Origin of the sequence: Streptomyces zinciresistens K42, assembly GCF_000225525.1 — a bacterium.
Classification (GTDB): domain Bacteria; phylum Actinomycetota; class Actinomycetes; order Streptomycetales; family Streptomycetaceae; genus Streptomyces; species Streptomyces zinciresistens.
The window spans coordinates 19,497-34,339 of the sequence record NZ_AGBF01000060.1; the positions used below are offsets into that span (position 1 = coordinate 19,497).

Below are 14,843 nucleotides of genomic sequence, written 5' to 3' on the forward strand. Positions count from 1 at the left end.
CCGTGCTCACGGCGGCGGGCGGGGTCAGAGGGCGGCGGCGCCGTGGCCGCGCAGTGCCTGGTCGTACTGCTGGAGCACCCACAGTTCGTTCTGCACGGCGGCCAGGTGGGCGGGGTCGCCGCCCGCACCGAGCCGGGTGAGCTGGCTCTGCACGTCGCGGACACGGCGCTCGACGGCGCGGCGGCGGACGGTGACCAGCTGCTCGCCCGCGTAGTTCTCGTCGACGGTCCTGCGCAGGATCGCCTCGACCGCGAGTTCGGTGACCATCGCGCGCACCTGGTCGTCGGGTGCGGCGTCGCGGACGCGGGCGAGGTACTCGGGCGAGTCCTGGATGCCGTGCTCGGCGCCGCCCGCGTCCATGATCGCCTGGCGTACGGCGGCGTAGGGCGCGGCGGTGAACTCGTCGACGCCGTACGCGTCGAACGCCGGGGAGACCAGCTCGGGGCGCTGGAGGGCGAGTTTGAGCAGTTCGCGCTCGGTGGCGTAGACGGGGTTGCGCAGGGTGAGGGCGGGGCCGGAGGTGCGGGGCGCGGCGGCGGCCTCGTACGGCTGCTGCCGGGAACCGCGGGCGGGCGGGTTCGGTCCCCGGCCGCCGCGGTCGCGGGCCCAGCGCGCCAGCTGCGCCACCCGCTTGACGACGAACTGCGTGTCCAGGATGCCGAGCATGCCCGCGAGCTGGACCGCGACCTCGTGCTGGGCGCCGCTGTTCTTGATGCGGGCGACGATGGGCGCCGCCTCGTCCAGGGCGGCGGCCCGGCCCGCGGGGGTGTCGAGGTCGTAGCGGACGACGATCTGGCGCAGCGCGAACTCGAAGAGCGGGGTGCGGGGCTGGACCAGGTCGGTGACCGCGTCGTCGCCCTTGGCCAGGCGCAGCTCGCAGGGGTCCATGCCGTCGGGGGCGATCGCGATGTAGGTCTCGGCCGCGAACTTCTGGTCGTCCTCGAAGGCGCGCAGGGCGGCCTTCTGGCCGGCCGCGTCGCCGTCGAAGGTGAAGATCACGCGGGCCGAGCCGTTGTCCATCAGCAGCCGGCGCAGGATCTTGATGTGGTCGCCGCCGAACGCGGTGCCGCAGGTCGCGATGGCGGTGGTGACACCCGCGAGGTGGCAGGCCATCACGTCGGTGTAGCCCTCGACGACGACCGCGCGGCTGGACTTGGCGATGTCCTTCTTGGCGAGGTCGATGCCGTACAGGACGTGGGACTTCTTGTAGAGGGCCGTCTCGGGGGTGTTGAGGTACTTGGGGCCGTTGTCGGCCTCGTAGAGCTTGCGGGCGCCGAAGCCGACGACGTCGCCGCCGATGTCGCGGATCGGCCACATGAGGCGGCCGCGGAAGCGGTCGATGGGACCCCGGCGGCCCTCCTGGGAGAGCCCCGACAGCAGGAGTTCCTTGTCGGTGAAGCCCTTGCCGCGCAGGAACCGGGTGAGGTGGTCCCAGCCCTGGGGGCTGTAGCCGACGCCGAAGTGGACGGCGGCGGCCTGGTCGAACCCGCGCTCGGCGAGGAAGATCCGGCCGGTGTCGGCCTCGGCGCTGCTCGCGAGCTGCTCGGCGTACCACTCGGCGGCGATCTTGTGGGCCTCGACCAGGCGGATGCGCTCGCCGCGCTGGTGGGCGGGGTTGTACCCGCCCTCCTCGTAGCGCAGGGTGATGCCGGCCTGCGCGGCCAGGCGCTCGACCACCTCGGAGAAGGAGAGGTGGTCGACCTTCATCACGAACGTGATGGTGTCGCCGCCCTCCTGGCAGCCGAAGCAGTGGAAGAGCCCCTTGCTCGGGCTGACCTGGAAGGACGGGGACTTCTCGTCGTGGAAGGGGCAGAGCCCCTTGAGGTTGCCGCCGCCGGCGTTGCGCAGCTGGAGGTACTCGGACACCACGGTGTCGATCGGGACCGCGTCCCGCACCGCTTTCACGTCCTCGTCGTTGATCCGTCCTGCCACAGGGTGAGTCTACGGGGCAGGACGGACACTCCCGGGCGGGCCGCCGGCTCCCGGGGCGGGCGGCGCCGGGGCCGTGGCCGGGAGGGTTCGCCGGGTGGCTCGCGGCGTCCGGTGCGGTGCCCCGCGAGGCGGAGCCTCGTCCGCGTACCGGACGTACTCGGGTGAGGCGACGACGCGTCCCGGGGGTCCCCCTGCTCGCAGGGCTCGGCGGACGTGCCGGGCGTCGCGAGCCGGTGGACCCTCCCGGTCACCGCACTAGGGAGCGAGGCCGTCGAGGGGGATGCGGGGGTCGGCCAGGTCCTCGGTGCTCACCCGGGCCTTCGAGGCGATCAGCTTCTGGATGGGCTCGGTGACGTCCCACACGTTCACGTTCATCCCGGCGAGCACGCGGCCGTCCTTCACCCAGAACGCGATGAACTCGCGCTTGCCCGCGTCGCCGCGGATCACCACCTCGTCGTAGGAGCCCGCGGGCGCCCAGCCGCTGTACTCCATGCCGAGGTCGTACTGGTCGGAGAAGAAGTAGGGGACCCGGTCGTAGACGACGTCCTTGCCGAGCATCGCGCGGGCCGCGGCGGGGCCGCCGTTGAGCGCGTTCGCCCAGTGCTCCACGCGCAGCCGGGTGCCGAACAGGGCGTGCGGGAAGGAGGCGACGTCGCCGGCCGCGTAGATGTCGGGGTCTGACGTGCGCAGCCGCTCGTCGGTGACGACGCCGCCGCCTGCCGCGCGGTCCGCGATCTCCAGCCCGGCCGCCTCGGCGAGGCCGACGCGCGGGGCCGCGCCGATGGCCGCGAGGACGTCGTGCGCCGGGTGCTCCTCGCCGTCGTCGGTGCGCGCCGCCAGCACCATGCCGTCCTGGCCGACGATCTCCGTCAGCCGGCGGCCGAAGCGGAAGCGCACCCCGTGCTCCTGGTGCAGCTGCGCGAAGAGCGCGCCCAGTTCGGGGCCGAGGACGCCGTGCAGGGGGGTCGCGCCCGGCTCGATGACGGTGACCTCGGCGCCGTACTCCCGGGCCGCCGCCGCGACCTCCAGGCCGATCCAGCCCGCGCCGGCGATCACGAGGTGGCCGTTGTCCCGGCCGAGGGAGGCGAGGACGCCCTTGAGGCGCTCGGCGTGCGAGAGGCGGCGCAGATGGTGCACGCCCGCCAGGTCGGTGCCGGGGATGTCCAGGCGGCGCGGCTCGGCGCCGGTGGCCAGCAGAAGCTTGTCGTAGTGGACGACCGTGCCGTCCTCGCCGAACCGGACGGTCCTGGCCGCGCGGTCGACGGCGTCGACGGTCTGGCCGTGGTGCAGCTCGATGTCGTGGCGCGCGTACCAGGCGGGCTCGTGGACGAAGACGACGTCGCGCTCCTCCTTGCCCAGGAGGAAGCCCTTGGACAGCGGCGGCCGCTCGTACGGGTGGTCGCGCTCGTCGCAGATCAGTATCACCCGCCCGGTGAAGCCCTCCGCGCGCAGCGTCTCGGCCGCCTTCGCGCCGGCGAGCCCTCCTCCGACGATGACGAATGTCTGATCCGCGTCGACCACGTGATGCCTCCTCGTAAGCGTGCCGCCACATGAGCGTCCCGCACGCAGCGTGATGCGGGAAGGGGGGGTGACCCGATCAGGCCACGCAGGGTCACTTTCGGGTGCCCCGTCGTGCGCGGGGAATTCAGGGCCGCCGGGTGAGCCTGGCGTGCAGGGCCCGTGCCGAGGCGTCCGTGAGGGAGGCGATCTGGTCGACGATCACCCGCTTGCGGACGCGGTCGCCGCTCGCCGCGTCGTACAGGGCGCGGAACTGCGGGTCGAGTCCGTGCGGCGCGCGGGCGGTGAGCGCGTCGGCCAGTTCGGCGACGACGACGCGCTGGTCGGCGCGCAGCCGCTCCTGCTCGTCGCGCTGCATGACGTACCGGTCGGCGACGGCCTTGAGGACCGCGCACTCCAGGCGGGTCTCGCGCGGGACGACGAGCTCGGCGCCGTAGCGGGTGAGCCGGCCGGCGCCGTACGCGGCGCGCGTGGCGCCCTCGGCGGCCAGGCAGAAGCGGCCGATGAGCTGGCTGGTGGCGTCCTTGAGCCGGGCCTGGGCGGCGGCCGAGCCGTCGTAGCCGTGCGGCCACCAGGGTTCGTCCTGGAGCCGGTCGAGGGCGGCGGACAGTTCGTGCGGGTCGGTGTCCGCGGGGACGTAGCGGCCGACGGCGACGGCGAAGACGGCCGCGCGCTCGGGTTCGGCGTGCAGGCAGCCGGGGTCGATGTGGCCGGCGTGCAGGCCGTCCTCGACGTCGTGCACCGAGTAGGCCACGTCGTCGGACCAGTCCATCACCTGGGCCTCGAAGGTGGTGCGGGCGGCGGGGGCGTCCTTGCGGAGCCAGTCGAAGACGGGCCGGTCGTCCTCGTAGACGCCGAACTTCGGGGAGCGCGGGTCGGCGGGGCGCCCGCCCCGGGGCCACGGGTACTTGGTGGCGGCGTCCAGGGTGGCCCGGGTGAGGTTGAGGCCGACGGAGCCCTCGGGCGTGAACCGCTTGGGTTCGATGCGGGTGAGCAGGCGCAGGGACTGGGCGTTGCCCTCGAAGCCTCCGCAGTCCTCGGCGAACTCGTTGAGCGCGATCTCGCCGTTGTGGCCGAAGGGCGGGTGGCCGAGGTCGTGGGAGAGGCACGCGGCCTCCACGAGGTCGGGGTCGCAGCCGAGGGCCGCGCCGAGTTCCCGGCCGACCTGGGCGCATTCGAGGGAGTGCGTGAGGCGGGTGCGGGGGCTGGGGTCCCATGCCTGGGTGCGCGTCCCCGGCGTCACCACCTGGGTCTTTCCGGCGAGCCTTCGCAGGGCGGCGGAGTGCAGGACGCGGGCCCGGTCGCGTTGGAAGGCCGTGCGCCCGGGGCGCTTGTCGGGTTCGGGGGCCCAGCGTTCGACTGCCGACTCGTCGTAGTGCATGCCCCGACAGTACGGGCCGGCACGGACAACCGGAGGCCGCCCTCGCACCTCCCCGCCGGTGGGGGGCCACGGGCGCGCGCGTGGCTGGTGGTACGTGCCTCGTGTGGTGGTACGTGCTGCCTCGTGTGGTGGTACGTGCTGCCTCGTGTGGTGGTACGTGCTGCCTCGTGCGGTGGTACGTGCTGCCTCGTGCGGTGGCACGTGCTGCCTCGTGCGGTGGTACGCGTCTCGTACGGCGGTACGCGCCTCGTACGGCGGTACGCGCCTCGTACGGGATCGGGGGCGTGGCGACCGGCCGGTACGCGTGCGTGGGTGTGCCGTTCGGGACGGGGACCGGTCCGCGCGCGTGCGCGGGTGTGCCGTTCGGCGCGGGTCCGCTGCGGGCGACGGGGTGTCAGGCCGGGAGCGGGGCCGGGGTCGTGGCGGTCGGGCGGGCCGCGGCCGTCCGGTCGTAGCGGTGCAGCAGGAGGTGGGCCATCGCCGGGTGGGCGCCCAGCGGGGCCGCGGCGACGCCGGGGGCGGCCCGCGCGCACTCGGTGGCGAAGCGGCCGGGGGCCGTGAAGTACGAGGCGACCGCGACCTCGGTGCGGCCCCGGCCCGCCAGGGCGCGCAGGGCGTCCGGGACGGTCGGCGCGGCCGTCGCGGCGTAGGCGGGGACGACGGGGACGCCGAGCCGGGCCGCCAGCAGCCGCGCCGTGCGGGCGGTGTCGAGCTTCGACTCCGGGTCGCGGGAGCCGGCCGCGGCCAGGACCACCGCGCGGCGGCCGGGACCGTCCGCGCGCGTGCGCCAGCCGGCCTCGGCGAGGCGCGCGGACAGGGCCTCCACGAGGAGCGGGTGCGGGCCGAGCGCGCCGGCCACGCGGGCGCGTACCCGGGAGGCGGCGGCGATCTCGGGGATGTCGCGTTTGATGTGGTAGCCGCGGCTCAGCAGGAGCGGGACGAGGACCGCCTCACGGGTGCCGAGGGCGGCGAGGGTGTCGGGGAGCAGGGGCTCGTTCAGCTCGATGTGGCCAAGGTGGACCGGCAGTCCGGGGCGCAGGGCGCGGACCGCGTCGAGGAGCGCGCGCACGGTGGCGAGGGCGCGCGGATCGCGGCTGCCGTGGGCCACGACGACGAGCGCGGGCGGTTCGGGGCGGCGTCCGCCGTCGAGGGGGACGAGGCCGAGCCCGCGGGCGAGGCGGCTGCTGATCCGGTTCATGAGCTGCGCCGTACTGTCGAGGTGGACCGTGGTGGATTCGTCGTGCGGAGGGTTCGACGCCGTCATGGACCGATGGTGGGCGCGGGACGTTGCTGTCCCGTTTCGCGGGGGTGACGGGTTCTTACGCCAGGATCACCGTGCCGCACCCGGTCGGTGTGAGCCGCCGTGGCCCGCGCGTTCGCCGGGCGGGCGGGGTGACGTGAAGCGGGTCACGCGCGCGGGGTGAACCGTGCGGGCCCGGCGGACGTCTCCCGGGGTCGGGGAGGGGCGGCGAACCGGACTGGAGGGGTCATGCTGATGCGCCTGGGGACAGCGCGACTGCCGCGACCGTTGCGACCGCTTCGGCTCCTGCGGTTTCCGCGGCTTCCGCGGCTGCCGCGCACGCGCGCGGGGCGGCGCCGGCTGGTGCGGGTGGTGATGGCCGGGTGCGTGCTGGCCCTGCTGCCGTCCGCGTGGCTGCGTCTCGCCAGCGAGGACCGGCTGCGGACCACGGCGGACGTGCCGCGCACCGAGGTGGCCGTCGTCTTCGGCGCCGGGCTCCGGGACGGCGAGCCGTCGCCGTACCTCGCCCGCCGGCTCGACGCGGCGGCCGGGCTGTACCGGGCGGGGCGGATCGACGTCGTCCTGGTCACGGGCGACAACAGCCGCGAGGAGTACGACGAACCCGACGCCATGCGCGCGTACCTGACCCGCAAGGGTGTGCCCGGCGCCCGTGTCGTCAGCGACTACGCCGGTTTCGACACCTGGGACTCCTGCGTCCGCGCCAAGAAGATCTTCGGCGTCGACGAGGCGGTGCTGATCAGCCAGGCGTTCCACATCCGGCGGGCGGTCGCGCTGTGCGAGGCGGCGGGGGTGCGGTCCTACGGCGTCGGCGTCCAGGACAAGCACGACGTGACCTGGTACTACGGCGGCGCACGGGAGATCCTCGCGGCCGGCAAGGCGGCCCTGGACGCCTCGTTCGAGCCCGACCCCCGCTTCCTCGGCCCGCGCGAACAGGGCGTGGCCGAAGCCCTCCGGACCCGCCCCTGACCCCGGCCCCCGGAGACACGGGCACCCACGCGGCCCCTCCCCCGCGTCCCTCGCGGCCCCACCCTGAGGGGCGCGGGGAACCGCGCGACAAGCCCCCACCGAACGGCGGTCGAACACCCACCGGCACCACCCCCGGGGGCACGGGGAACCGCGCGGCCACCCCGGCCCACCCGCGCCCCTGCGACCACCGCCCCCGGCAGCCGGCCGTACGGCCTCACCGTGAGGGTCCCCGGGCGGGGAGCCCCCCGTCCCGCCCGCGTAACAGACCTCCGCCGTGCGCGTAACACGCCCGCCGCACGCTGGACGCCATGCAGAACTCCGTGACGCCCACCCACTGCCCCTACTGCGCCCTGCAGTGCGGCATGAACCTCGCGCCCACGCCGGACGGCGGTGTCGCGGTGGTCGAGCGCCCGGACTTCCCCGTCAACCGGGGGGCGCTGTGCGGCAAGGGCCGTACCGCTCCCGCGGTGCTGGCGCCCGGCGCGCGCCTGACCTCACCCCTCGTGCGGTCGGCCGGCACACTCGTCCCGGCCGGCTGGGACGAGGCGCTCGACCGCGTCGCCGAGGGACTGCGCCGCACCCGGGCCGCGCACGGCCCGGACGCCTGCGGGGTCTTCGGCGGAGGCGGGCTGACCAACGAGAAGGCGTACGGCCTCGGCAAGTTCGCGCGGATCGTGCTCGGCACCTCGCAGATCGACTACAACGGCCGCTTCTGCATGTCGTCGGCCGCCGCAGCGGGGACGAGGGCGTTCGGTCTGGACCGCGGGCTGCCGTTCCCGCTGGCGGACATCCCGCGCACGGGCTGTGTGATCCTCGTCGGCTCCAACCTCGCCGAGACGATGCCGCCCGCCCTCCGCTTCTTCAGCGAGCTGCGCGAGAACGGCGGCACGCTGATCGTCGTCGACCCGCGCCGCACGAGGACCGCCGAGCAGGCCGACCTGCATCTGGCCCCGCGCCCCGGCACCGACCTCGCGCTCGCCCTCGGCCTGCTGCACCTGGTCGTCGCCGAGGGACGGGTCGACGAGGAGTACGTCCGGGAGCGCACGGCCGGCTGGGAGGACGCGCGTGCCGCGGCGATGGCGCACTGGCCGGAGTACGTGGAACGGATCACGGGAGTGTCCGTCCCCCAACTGCGCGAGGCCGTACGGCTGTTCTGCGAGCCCGAGCACGCCATGGTGCTGACCGCGCGCGGGCCCGAGCAGCAGGCCAAGGGCACGGACACGGTGGGCGCGTGGATCAACCTGTGCCTGGCGACGGGGCGGGCGGGCCGGCCGCTGTCCGGGTACGGCTGCCTCACCGGGCAGGGCAACGGGCAGGGCGGGCGCGAACACGGCCAGAAGGCCGACCAGTTGCCGGGCTATCGCAAGCTGGACGACCCCGCGGCGCGGCGGCACGTCGCCGAGGTGTGGGGTGTGGACCCGGACAGCCTGCCCGGCCCCGGGCGCAGCGCCTACGAACTGCTCGACGCGCTCGGCGGGGACATCAGGTCACTGCTGCTGATGGGCTCCAACCCGGTGGTGTCGGCACCGCGCGCCGCGCACGTCGAGGAGCGGATCAGATCGCTGGACTTCCTGGCGGTGTGCGACGTGGTGCTGTCGGAGACGGCCGAACTCGCCGACGTCGTCCTGCCGGTGACGCAGTGGGCGGAGGAGACCGGCACCACGACCAGCCTGGAGGGCAGGGTGCTGCTGCGCCGCCGCGCGATCACCCCGCCGGCCGGGGTGCGCAGCGATCTGGAGGTCCTGCACGGGCTCGCGGCGCGGCTCGGCGGGGAGTCGGGCCTGGAGAAGGGCTTCCCGACCGATCCCGAGGAGGTCTTCGAGGAGCTGCGGCGGGCGAGCGCGGGCGGCCCGGCGGACTACTCGGGGATCTCGTACCGCAGACTCGCCGAGGAGAACGGGGTGTTCTGGCCCTGCCCGGCGGCTCCCGGCGACGGCCCCGGGGGACGGGGGGACTCCGGGGGGCGGGGGGACTCGGGGGGGCGGGGGGACTCCGGGGCGTGGGAGGGCCCCGGGGCTCCGGACGACTCCGCGAACGTCTCGCCGGGGGCGGCCCCGGGCGGCCACGAACGGGCGCGGGACGAGGACGCAGGCCGCACATCGCAGGCCGGCACGCCCCCGGCGCGGGACGAGGACGCCGACAGCACGCCGTCCCGCGACGAGGACACGCGCGGCACACCGGTACGCGACGAGGACACCCGCGGCACACCGCACCCCGGCACGCCGCGCCTCTTCCTCGACCGGTTCGCCACGCCGGACGGCCGGGCCCGGTTCGTGCCCGTCTCGCACCGGGCGTCGGCCGAGGAACCCGACGGGGAGTACCCGGTGCTGCTGACCACCGGCCGCGTGGTGGCGCAGTACCAGTCCGGCGCGCAGACCCGCCGGGTGGCGGAGCTGAACGCCGCCGCGCCGGGCCCGTTCGTCGAACTGCACCCCCGGCTCGCGGCCCGGCTCGGTGTGCGGGACGGCGATCCGCTCGCGGTGGTCTCCCGGCGCGGCCGGGCGGTGGCCCCGGCCCGCGTCACCGACGCCATCCGCCCCGACACGGTGTTCATGCCCTTCCACTGGCCGGGCGAGGGCCGGGCCAACACCCTGACGAACCCCGCCCTGGACCCGGTCTCGCGGATGCCGGAGTTCAAGACGTGCGCGGTGCGGGTGGAGGCGGTGAAGCCCTCGGCGGGCGGCGCCGGCCGGGGGCCGCGTCAGCGCGGGGCCGCGTCCGGCCCGGCCGACCAGTCGCCGGAGTCGATGCGCGTCCCGCGTGATCCGAGCCGGGCGGCCACCGAGGGGGCGGCGACGTAGATCCAGGCGCGCACGGCGGTCTCGTCGGACGCGCGGACGACCTCGACGGCGATCCGCTCGTAGAGGTTGCGCGGGTCGCCGGGGGTGTACTCCTCCAGGTGGTCCAGGGCGGCCAGCAGGGCGGGGTACTCCTCGGGGCGGGCCGTGACGAGATGGCCGTGGACGGTCGCGCCGTCGCGCCCGTCCCGCACGGCGTAGGGGTAGCCCGGACCGTCGTACAGGACCGCCCCGTTCACCCGCGCCGGTTCCTCGGCGAGGGTGCGGCCCCGCAGGAAGGCGTCGTGGTGGTGCTCGCCGGGACGCAGCGTGCCGTAGACGAAGAACGGGAGCCGGGGAGACGGGGTCACGGAAACGATTCTCCCCTCTCGCCCCCAGCCCGGGTCCTCCCCGGCCCGCGGAAAGCCGGTCGCCCGGCGGGCGGTCGCCTAGGTGCTGGCGGAGCGGTGAGCCGTTCCGGGTTCGGTAGGGACCTCAGTTTGTGGTTGTGACCTGGGGTTTCGTGTCAGGGGCCGTTGCATGATCGCCATCCGTCCGGAAGGCCGGGCTGGGCTGGGCTGGGCTGGGCTGGGCAGGATTCAGGGGGACGTCCCGGTTCGGGCCGGGGTGAACGTAGTGCAGGCACGGTCTCGGTGATCATGTGAGTGTCGAAGTCCCATGAACACGTGGTGAGTCCGTGCCTGCTCCTGCGTCTTCTCCCCTGCCCGCCGCGCTGGTCGAGGAACCAGCGCAGCACGAGCACGGCCTGTCTGAAGACGCCCAACGCGCGGGTTCCCTTGCTCGCCCAAGGGAACCGGACGAGGGTGCCTCGGAAATGCGGATGAGCCAGCCGTCGGAGTCCTGCCGGCTGCCCGAGGGTCCGACTGCCGACGCCTGTGCGGGCGGGAGGTTTCCGCCTTGCACACGCCGGTTGCGCGTGGTTGTGATCCTGCTGGCTTATTCCGTGCCCGGCGGGGCTGGTAGCTGGTTGGTCAGGACAGCAGCGGCCGGTAGCGAGAGCGTCTGCGTCGACGGGCGCGGGATTCAGCACAAGGTGGGAGAACAGCTGCGAACGGCGGGTGTTAACTTCCTTCCCGTGGTGGAGTACCAGGACGAGACCAGGGCGGCCTACGACGGGGTCGTCGAGCTGTATGCGTCGATGTTCGCTAACCGGCTGGAGACGCACACGTTCTCACGGAACATGATCGGCACCTTTGCCGAGCTGGTGCGCGGGACCGGGAACCCGCGGGCAGCCGACGTCGGCTGCGGGCCCGGACATCTGACGGCCATGCTGCATGACCTGGGGCTGGACGCCTTCGGGCTCGACCTCTCCCCAGCCATGGTCGACCACGCCCGGCGGGCCCATCCGGCGCTGCAGTTCGACGAGGCGCGCATGGAGGCCCTGCCGGTCGAGGACGGCGCGCTCGGCGGCGTGCTGGCCCACTACTCGATGATTCACACCCCTCCTGGGGAACTACCCGCGCTGCTCGCCGAGCAGGCGCGTGGCCTGGCACCAGGGGGCCTGCTCCTGGTCTCGTTCTTCGCGACCGACGGGCCCGAGCCGGTCCGCTTCGACCACAAGGTGACGCCCGCCTACAGCTGGCCGGCGGACCGGTTCGCCGAGCTGCTGGGCCGGGCCGGGCTCGTCACGTTCGCCCGGCTGCTCCACGACCCGGCCTCTGAGCGGGGCTTCCTCGACGCCCACTTGCTGGCCCGCAAGTCGGAGGACACCGTCGAGGCCACCGCACAATAAGCCGGCAGGATCGGTTGTGGCCTCAAAGGAGGCCACAACCACGCGCTTCGAATGGCTAGGTATTCGACTGAGCGGCCGCGACTCGTGCCGTTCGACTGCCGGCGGCGCTTTCCGCTCCCCGGAGGAACATGTCGGAGGTCACTCGCTGGATCTTCTCTTCTTCCATTCCTTCCGGACTTCCGTGAACGCGCCGACCGAGATGGCTGCAGCCAGGGCGATCTCAGCGACCCCCCACACCCGGGACCATCCGCCCTCGGGGATTCGGTCGATCGCGCTCGCCGTCATGAAGGGGACGAAGACCACGAAGAACAAGGTGAGTTGAAATTTCCGCACGGCACCTCCTTGGAAAGGTTACTGGATTTCTCCGGAACGCCGGTGGGAGGGTGCACGTCGCCCTCCCACCAGCGGGAGTGGGGCCACCAACAGCTCCGCTTGCCTGTGTACTTCCTGCAGACCGAACGCCGCCCCGAGTGCGTCGGGAATCGTTCCAGTCGTTTCGGAATCGGCGATTGTTGTTCCAGTTCCGGAAATCGTTCACTGCTGTCTGCACGCCCCATGCGGCGCCCGCGCAGGTGATGAACCTGCCGGTACTACAGCCGTGAGTGTCCGTTGAGCGTGTGATGCGTTGTTCGGTCCGTGGAGACGGAGCGTGTGGTGCAGGTGTGGTCGGGCTGGTTCGAGGACTTCTTCGCCTGTCTGGCAGGGGTGTTCGGGCGGGCCGACCGGCGGCGGCTGATGATGGCGTATCTGAAGGCGCTGATCGCGCCGGTGGAGCGGAAGAACGGCTGGTGGATCGCCGAGCACATCGGGCACGTGACACCGGACCGGGTGCTGTGGTTCCTGTCCCGCTCGACCTGGCTCGCTGACCAACTCCGGGACAGCGTCCGCGCGTTCGTCACCGCGCACCTGGGACGGGCGGACGGCGTCCTGCGGTCGCTGTGGAAGACGGCTCCGGCCAGGCTGCCGCGGGTCGCTTCGGCTGCCCGGAGTGCGTCGGTGACCAACTCGGTGCGCATGTGGTCGGCGACCGACCAGCCCACCAGGCGGCGCGAGATGCAGTCGATCACCGTCGCGAGGTACAGGAACTCGCCGTCGCCCACGGGCAGGCAGGTGATGTCTCCGACGTACTTCGTGTTCGGGGCGCTCGCGGTGAAGTCGCGCCGGAACAGGTCCGGCACCGGGGTGGCGGTCGGTTCGGGCACGGTCGTGACCTGCCGCCTGCGCAGCCGCAGTCCGGCGATGCCGTACTTGCGCATGACCCGTCCGACGCGCTTGTGGTTCACCGGCTCGCCGTCGTCGCGCAGCTCGGCGGTGACGCGGGGGCGGCCGTAGGTGCCGTCCCAGTCGGCGTGCACGGCCCGGATCCGCATCGCGAGTGCGGCGTCGGCCCGCTCGCGCGCGGCGCGGGCCGCGCGGCCGGTCCGCCACCTGTAGAAGCTGGAGCGGGCGACCTCCAGCACGTGACACAACCGCTTCACGCCCCAGGCGCCGTGGTGGTGGTCCTCGACGAACTGGAAGCGGCTGGTCACCAGGTCGTCTCTTGTGCGAAAAACTTCGTGGCCTTGCGCAGGATGTCACGCTCGGTGGCCAGTTTCTGGTTCTCCTTGCGCACCGTCGCCAGCTCACGGCGCAGGGCCTCGTTCGCGGCCTGAGGCTCTTCGGCCGTCGGCGGGGAATCCACCGCGTTCCTCTCCGTACTTGTCGTGCTGCCCCCGCCGTGGCGGGCCCGGTCGGTCCGTACCCCGTTACGCAGCGTCTCGCGACTGATTCCCAGGTCCTTGCCCACGCCCTCGAAGGTGTGGCCCGGGCCCGACAGGTACAGCGCGACGGCGTCCGCCTTGAACTCGGGCGAGTACACCTTCAGCACCATAAAAGATGCCTCCTACCCGGCCCCTACCGGGGCCGGGCTCAGAGGTGTCCACCAATCGGGGACAGGTCCTGCACAGGTCCCCACGTCAACCAGCCCCGCCCTGGCACCACGTACAACACCTGTCTGCCGAATGCCAAGGGCGTCATCATCGGCGAGCAGCAGAACTTCACTCAGAGCAACACCGGCGGCGTCGACCCCACGCTGTTCGTCCAGCTCGCCGGATACGTCGGTCAGGTCAGCCCCATCCTGGGCCTGCCCGATGAGGACCGCGTGGAACTGGAGCACGTCGCGCCCGCGCGACTGACCGCGTCACCCGTTCCGGGCGGTGCCCGACCCGCCCGCGCGACTGACCGCGTCACCCGTTCACACCCGTGCCGCGCCGCCGGGCCCTTTCCCTTCCGCCTCCGTCGAACCCACCCCGTTGACCTGCTGAAACGCCGTGCTCGGGGCGCCGGTTGGGTGGCCGGGGGCACCCGTTCACCGCGGGTGCGGCGGCTTCTCGGCAGGCGCGCGGGCGCCGCTGCCCCTTACCTCGGAAGGGCAGGACGCGGCCGAGGCGGCGGCACATGGGGGTGCCGCGGGTCGTGATCCCGCTCGGAGGAGCATCGATGCGCCGTACCGCCCGTCTGCTGACCGGGGCCGCGCTGGCCGCGGGCGCCGTGGGGCTCGTCGTCCCTCCCGCGTACGGCGGTGAGACCGCTGATCTGGAGGTGTTCCCGGCCTCGGCCGTGCCGGGCGACGAGGTCTCGGTGCGTACGGAGTTCTGCCCGAAGGGGGCGGCGGCCGGTGACGCCGGCGCGGTGGGCGGCGGCTCGTTCGCGCTCGCCGCGAGCACCCACGACGAGCAGGCTGCCGGCGGCTTCCGGGTGCCGCCGAGCGCGCAGCCGGGGACGTACGAGATCGTCGCGACCTGCGCGGAGGGCGGCCGGAAGGTGACGGGCGACCTGGTCGTGACGCTGACGGCGGCGCGCGGGCAGGTGCATCCGCGGGGAAGCGTGAAGACGGGGGTCGGCGGTGCTCCGGACCGCGACCCCGTGCAGACCGCGGCAGGGGTGACGGCTCTGGCCGTCGCCGCCGCGGGCGGTACCTGGCTCCTGCATCGCCGGGCGAGAGGCGACGGGATCTGACGGGCACCCTCCGCTGCCCGTCCGCCGGTACCGCACGTCCTCTCCCCCTCCGGGTCCGACGCCCCTCGCGGCCCGGAGGGGGACGAGGGCCGCCGAGGGAGAGTCCGGGAGGTTCGCATGCGCGGTCGACGGAGCGTCGGCGACGTGCTCATAGCCGCCGTCAGTGTGCTGGCCCTGTGCGCCGGTGTCCGGCTGCTGGACGGCGCCGCCGGACCGGCGTCCCCGCCGCAGCCGTCCGCCGCGCAGGCCGGAGCCGGC

The 14,843-nt window shown here is 73.7% G+C and carries 12 protein-coding genes; 4 read left to right on the forward strand and 8 right to left on the reverse strand.

Translation table 11 applies throughout. The annotated features are described in order from the left end of the window. Positions 1 to 24: 24 nt before the first annotated feature. The 4 genes from dnaG to SZN_RS18340 all read right to left on the reverse strand — a co-directional run bounded on the left by dnaG (position 25) and on the right by SZN_RS18340 (position 6,095). On the reverse strand, positions 25 to 1,932 hold the full coding sequence (gene dnaG, locus SZN_RS18325; RefSeq protein ID WP_007497154.1) for a DNA primase: 1,908 nt from the start codon (positions 1,930 to 1,932) through the stop codon (positions 25 to 27). A gap of 255 nt (positions 1,933 to 2,187) precedes the next feature. Continuing rightward, the gene (locus SZN_RS18330) at positions 2,188 to 3,453 is read right to left on the reverse strand and encodes an NAD(P)/FAD-dependent oxidoreductase (protein ID WP_007497156.1); all 1,266 of its coding nucleotides are present in this window, start codon (positions 3,451 to 3,453) and stop codon (positions 2,188 to 2,190) included. A 124-nt stretch (positions 3,454 to 3,577) separates the two neighbouring features. Continuing rightward, the gene (locus SZN_RS18335; RefSeq protein WP_007497159.1) at positions 3,578 to 4,831 is read right to left on the reverse strand and encodes a deoxyguanosinetriphosphate triphosphohydrolase; all 1,254 of its coding nucleotides are present in this window, start codon (positions 4,829 to 4,831) and stop codon (positions 3,578 to 3,580) included. Between the two features lie 394 nt (positions 4,832 to 5,225). After that, positions 5,226 to 6,095, reverse strand: a complete 870-nt coding sequence (locus SZN_RS18340; protein ID WP_007497161.1) for a sirohydrochlorin chelatase — start codon at positions 6,093 to 6,095, stop codon at positions 5,226 to 5,228. Between the two features lie 231 nt (positions 6,096 to 6,326). Here SZN_RS18340 and SZN_RS18345 point away from each other — a divergent pair, with 231 nt between their 5' ends. Next, entirely contained in the window at positions 6,327 to 7,058 is a 732-nt protein-coding gene (locus SZN_RS18345; protein ID WP_078508713.1) for a SanA/YdcF family protein, read from the forward strand. Positions 7,059 to 7,366: 308 nt separating this feature from the next. Next, positions 7,367 to 9,859, forward strand: coding sequence for a molybdopterin oxidoreductase family protein (locus SZN_RS18350; protein ID WP_007497166.1), 2,493 nt, complete (start codon positions 7,367 to 7,369; stop codon positions 9,857 to 9,859). Here SZN_RS18350 and SZN_RS38785 read toward each other — a convergent pair. Then, a complete protein-coding gene (locus SZN_RS38785) occupies positions 9,760 to 10,206 on the reverse strand; it encodes a gamma-glutamylcyclotransferase family protein (protein WP_007497168.1) in 447 nt (148 codons plus the stop codon). The two genes, SZN_RS18350 and SZN_RS38785, sit on opposite strands and share 100 nt — an antisense overlap. Positions 10,207 to 10,931: 725 nt before the next feature. On the opposite strand from SZN_RS38785, the gene SZN_RS18355 reads away from it, so the two are divergent. Next, complete coding sequence (locus SZN_RS18355) at positions 10,932 to 11,588, forward strand: class I SAM-dependent methyltransferase (protein WP_007497170.1); 657 nt, start codon at positions 10,932 to 10,934, stop codon at positions 11,586 to 11,588. A 138-nt stretch (positions 11,589 to 11,726) separates the two neighbouring features. Here SZN_RS18355 and SZN_RS18360 read toward each other — a convergent pair whose 3' ends face one another. From SZN_RS18360 to SZN_RS43515, 3 genes are all read right to left on the reverse strand, one after another. Next, positions 11,727 to 11,921 (reverse strand): hypothetical protein, encoded by a 195-nt coding sequence (locus SZN_RS18360; RefSeq protein WP_007497171.1) that lies wholly within the window; start codon positions 11,919 to 11,921, stop codon positions 11,727 to 11,729. 257 nt (positions 11,922 to 12,178) lie between these two features. Next, the gene (locus SZN_RS43510) at positions 12,179 to 13,117 is read right to left on the reverse strand and encodes an IS3 family transposase (protein WP_007497173.1); all 939 of its coding nucleotides are present in this window, start codon (positions 13,115 to 13,117) and stop codon (positions 12,179 to 12,181) included. Continuing rightward, a complete protein-coding gene (locus SZN_RS43515) occupies positions 13,114 to 13,458 on the reverse strand; it encodes an IS3 family transposase (protein ID WP_007497175.1) in 345 nt (114 codons plus the stop codon). The genes SZN_RS43510 and SZN_RS43515 overlap by 4 nt, the downstream gene beginning before the upstream one ends. 608 nt (positions 13,459 to 14,066) lie before the next feature. On the opposite strand from SZN_RS43515, the gene SZN_RS18375 reads away from it, so the two are divergent. Further along, on the forward strand, positions 14,067 to 14,585 hold the full coding sequence (locus SZN_RS18375; protein ID WP_007497178.1) for a hypothetical protein: 519 nt from the start codon (positions 14,067 to 14,069) through the stop codon (positions 14,583 to 14,585). Positions 14,586 to 14,843 lie beyond the last annotated feature (258 nt).

What these genes read in the sequence shown, in the direction of transcription:
- SZN_RS18375 (WP_007497178.1), top strand. Translation starts at nt 14,067, where the DNA reads ATGCGCCGTACCGCCCGTCTGCTGACCGGGGCCGCGCTGGCCGCGGGC.
- SZN_RS18350 (WP_007497166.1), top strand. Translation starts at nt 7,367, where the DNA reads ATGCAGAACTCCGTGACGCCCACCCACTGCCCCTACTGCGCCCTGCAG.
- SZN_RS43515 (WP_007497175.1), bottom strand. Translation starts at nt 13,458, where the DNA reads ATGGTGCTGAAGGTGTACTCGCCCGAGTTCAAGGCGGACGCCGTCGCG.
- SZN_RS18345 (WP_078508713.1), top strand. Translation starts at nt 6,327, where the DNA reads ATGCGCCTGGGGACAGCGCGACTGCCGCGACCGTTGCGACCGCTTCGG.
- SZN_RS18335 (WP_007497159.1), bottom strand. Translation starts at nt 4,831, where the DNA reads ATGCACTACGACGAGTCGGCAGTCGAACGCTGGGCCCCCGAACCCGAC.
- SZN_RS18340 (WP_007497161.1), bottom strand. Translation starts at nt 6,095, where the DNA reads ATGACGGCGTCGAACCCTCCGCACGACGAATCCACCACGGTCCACCTC.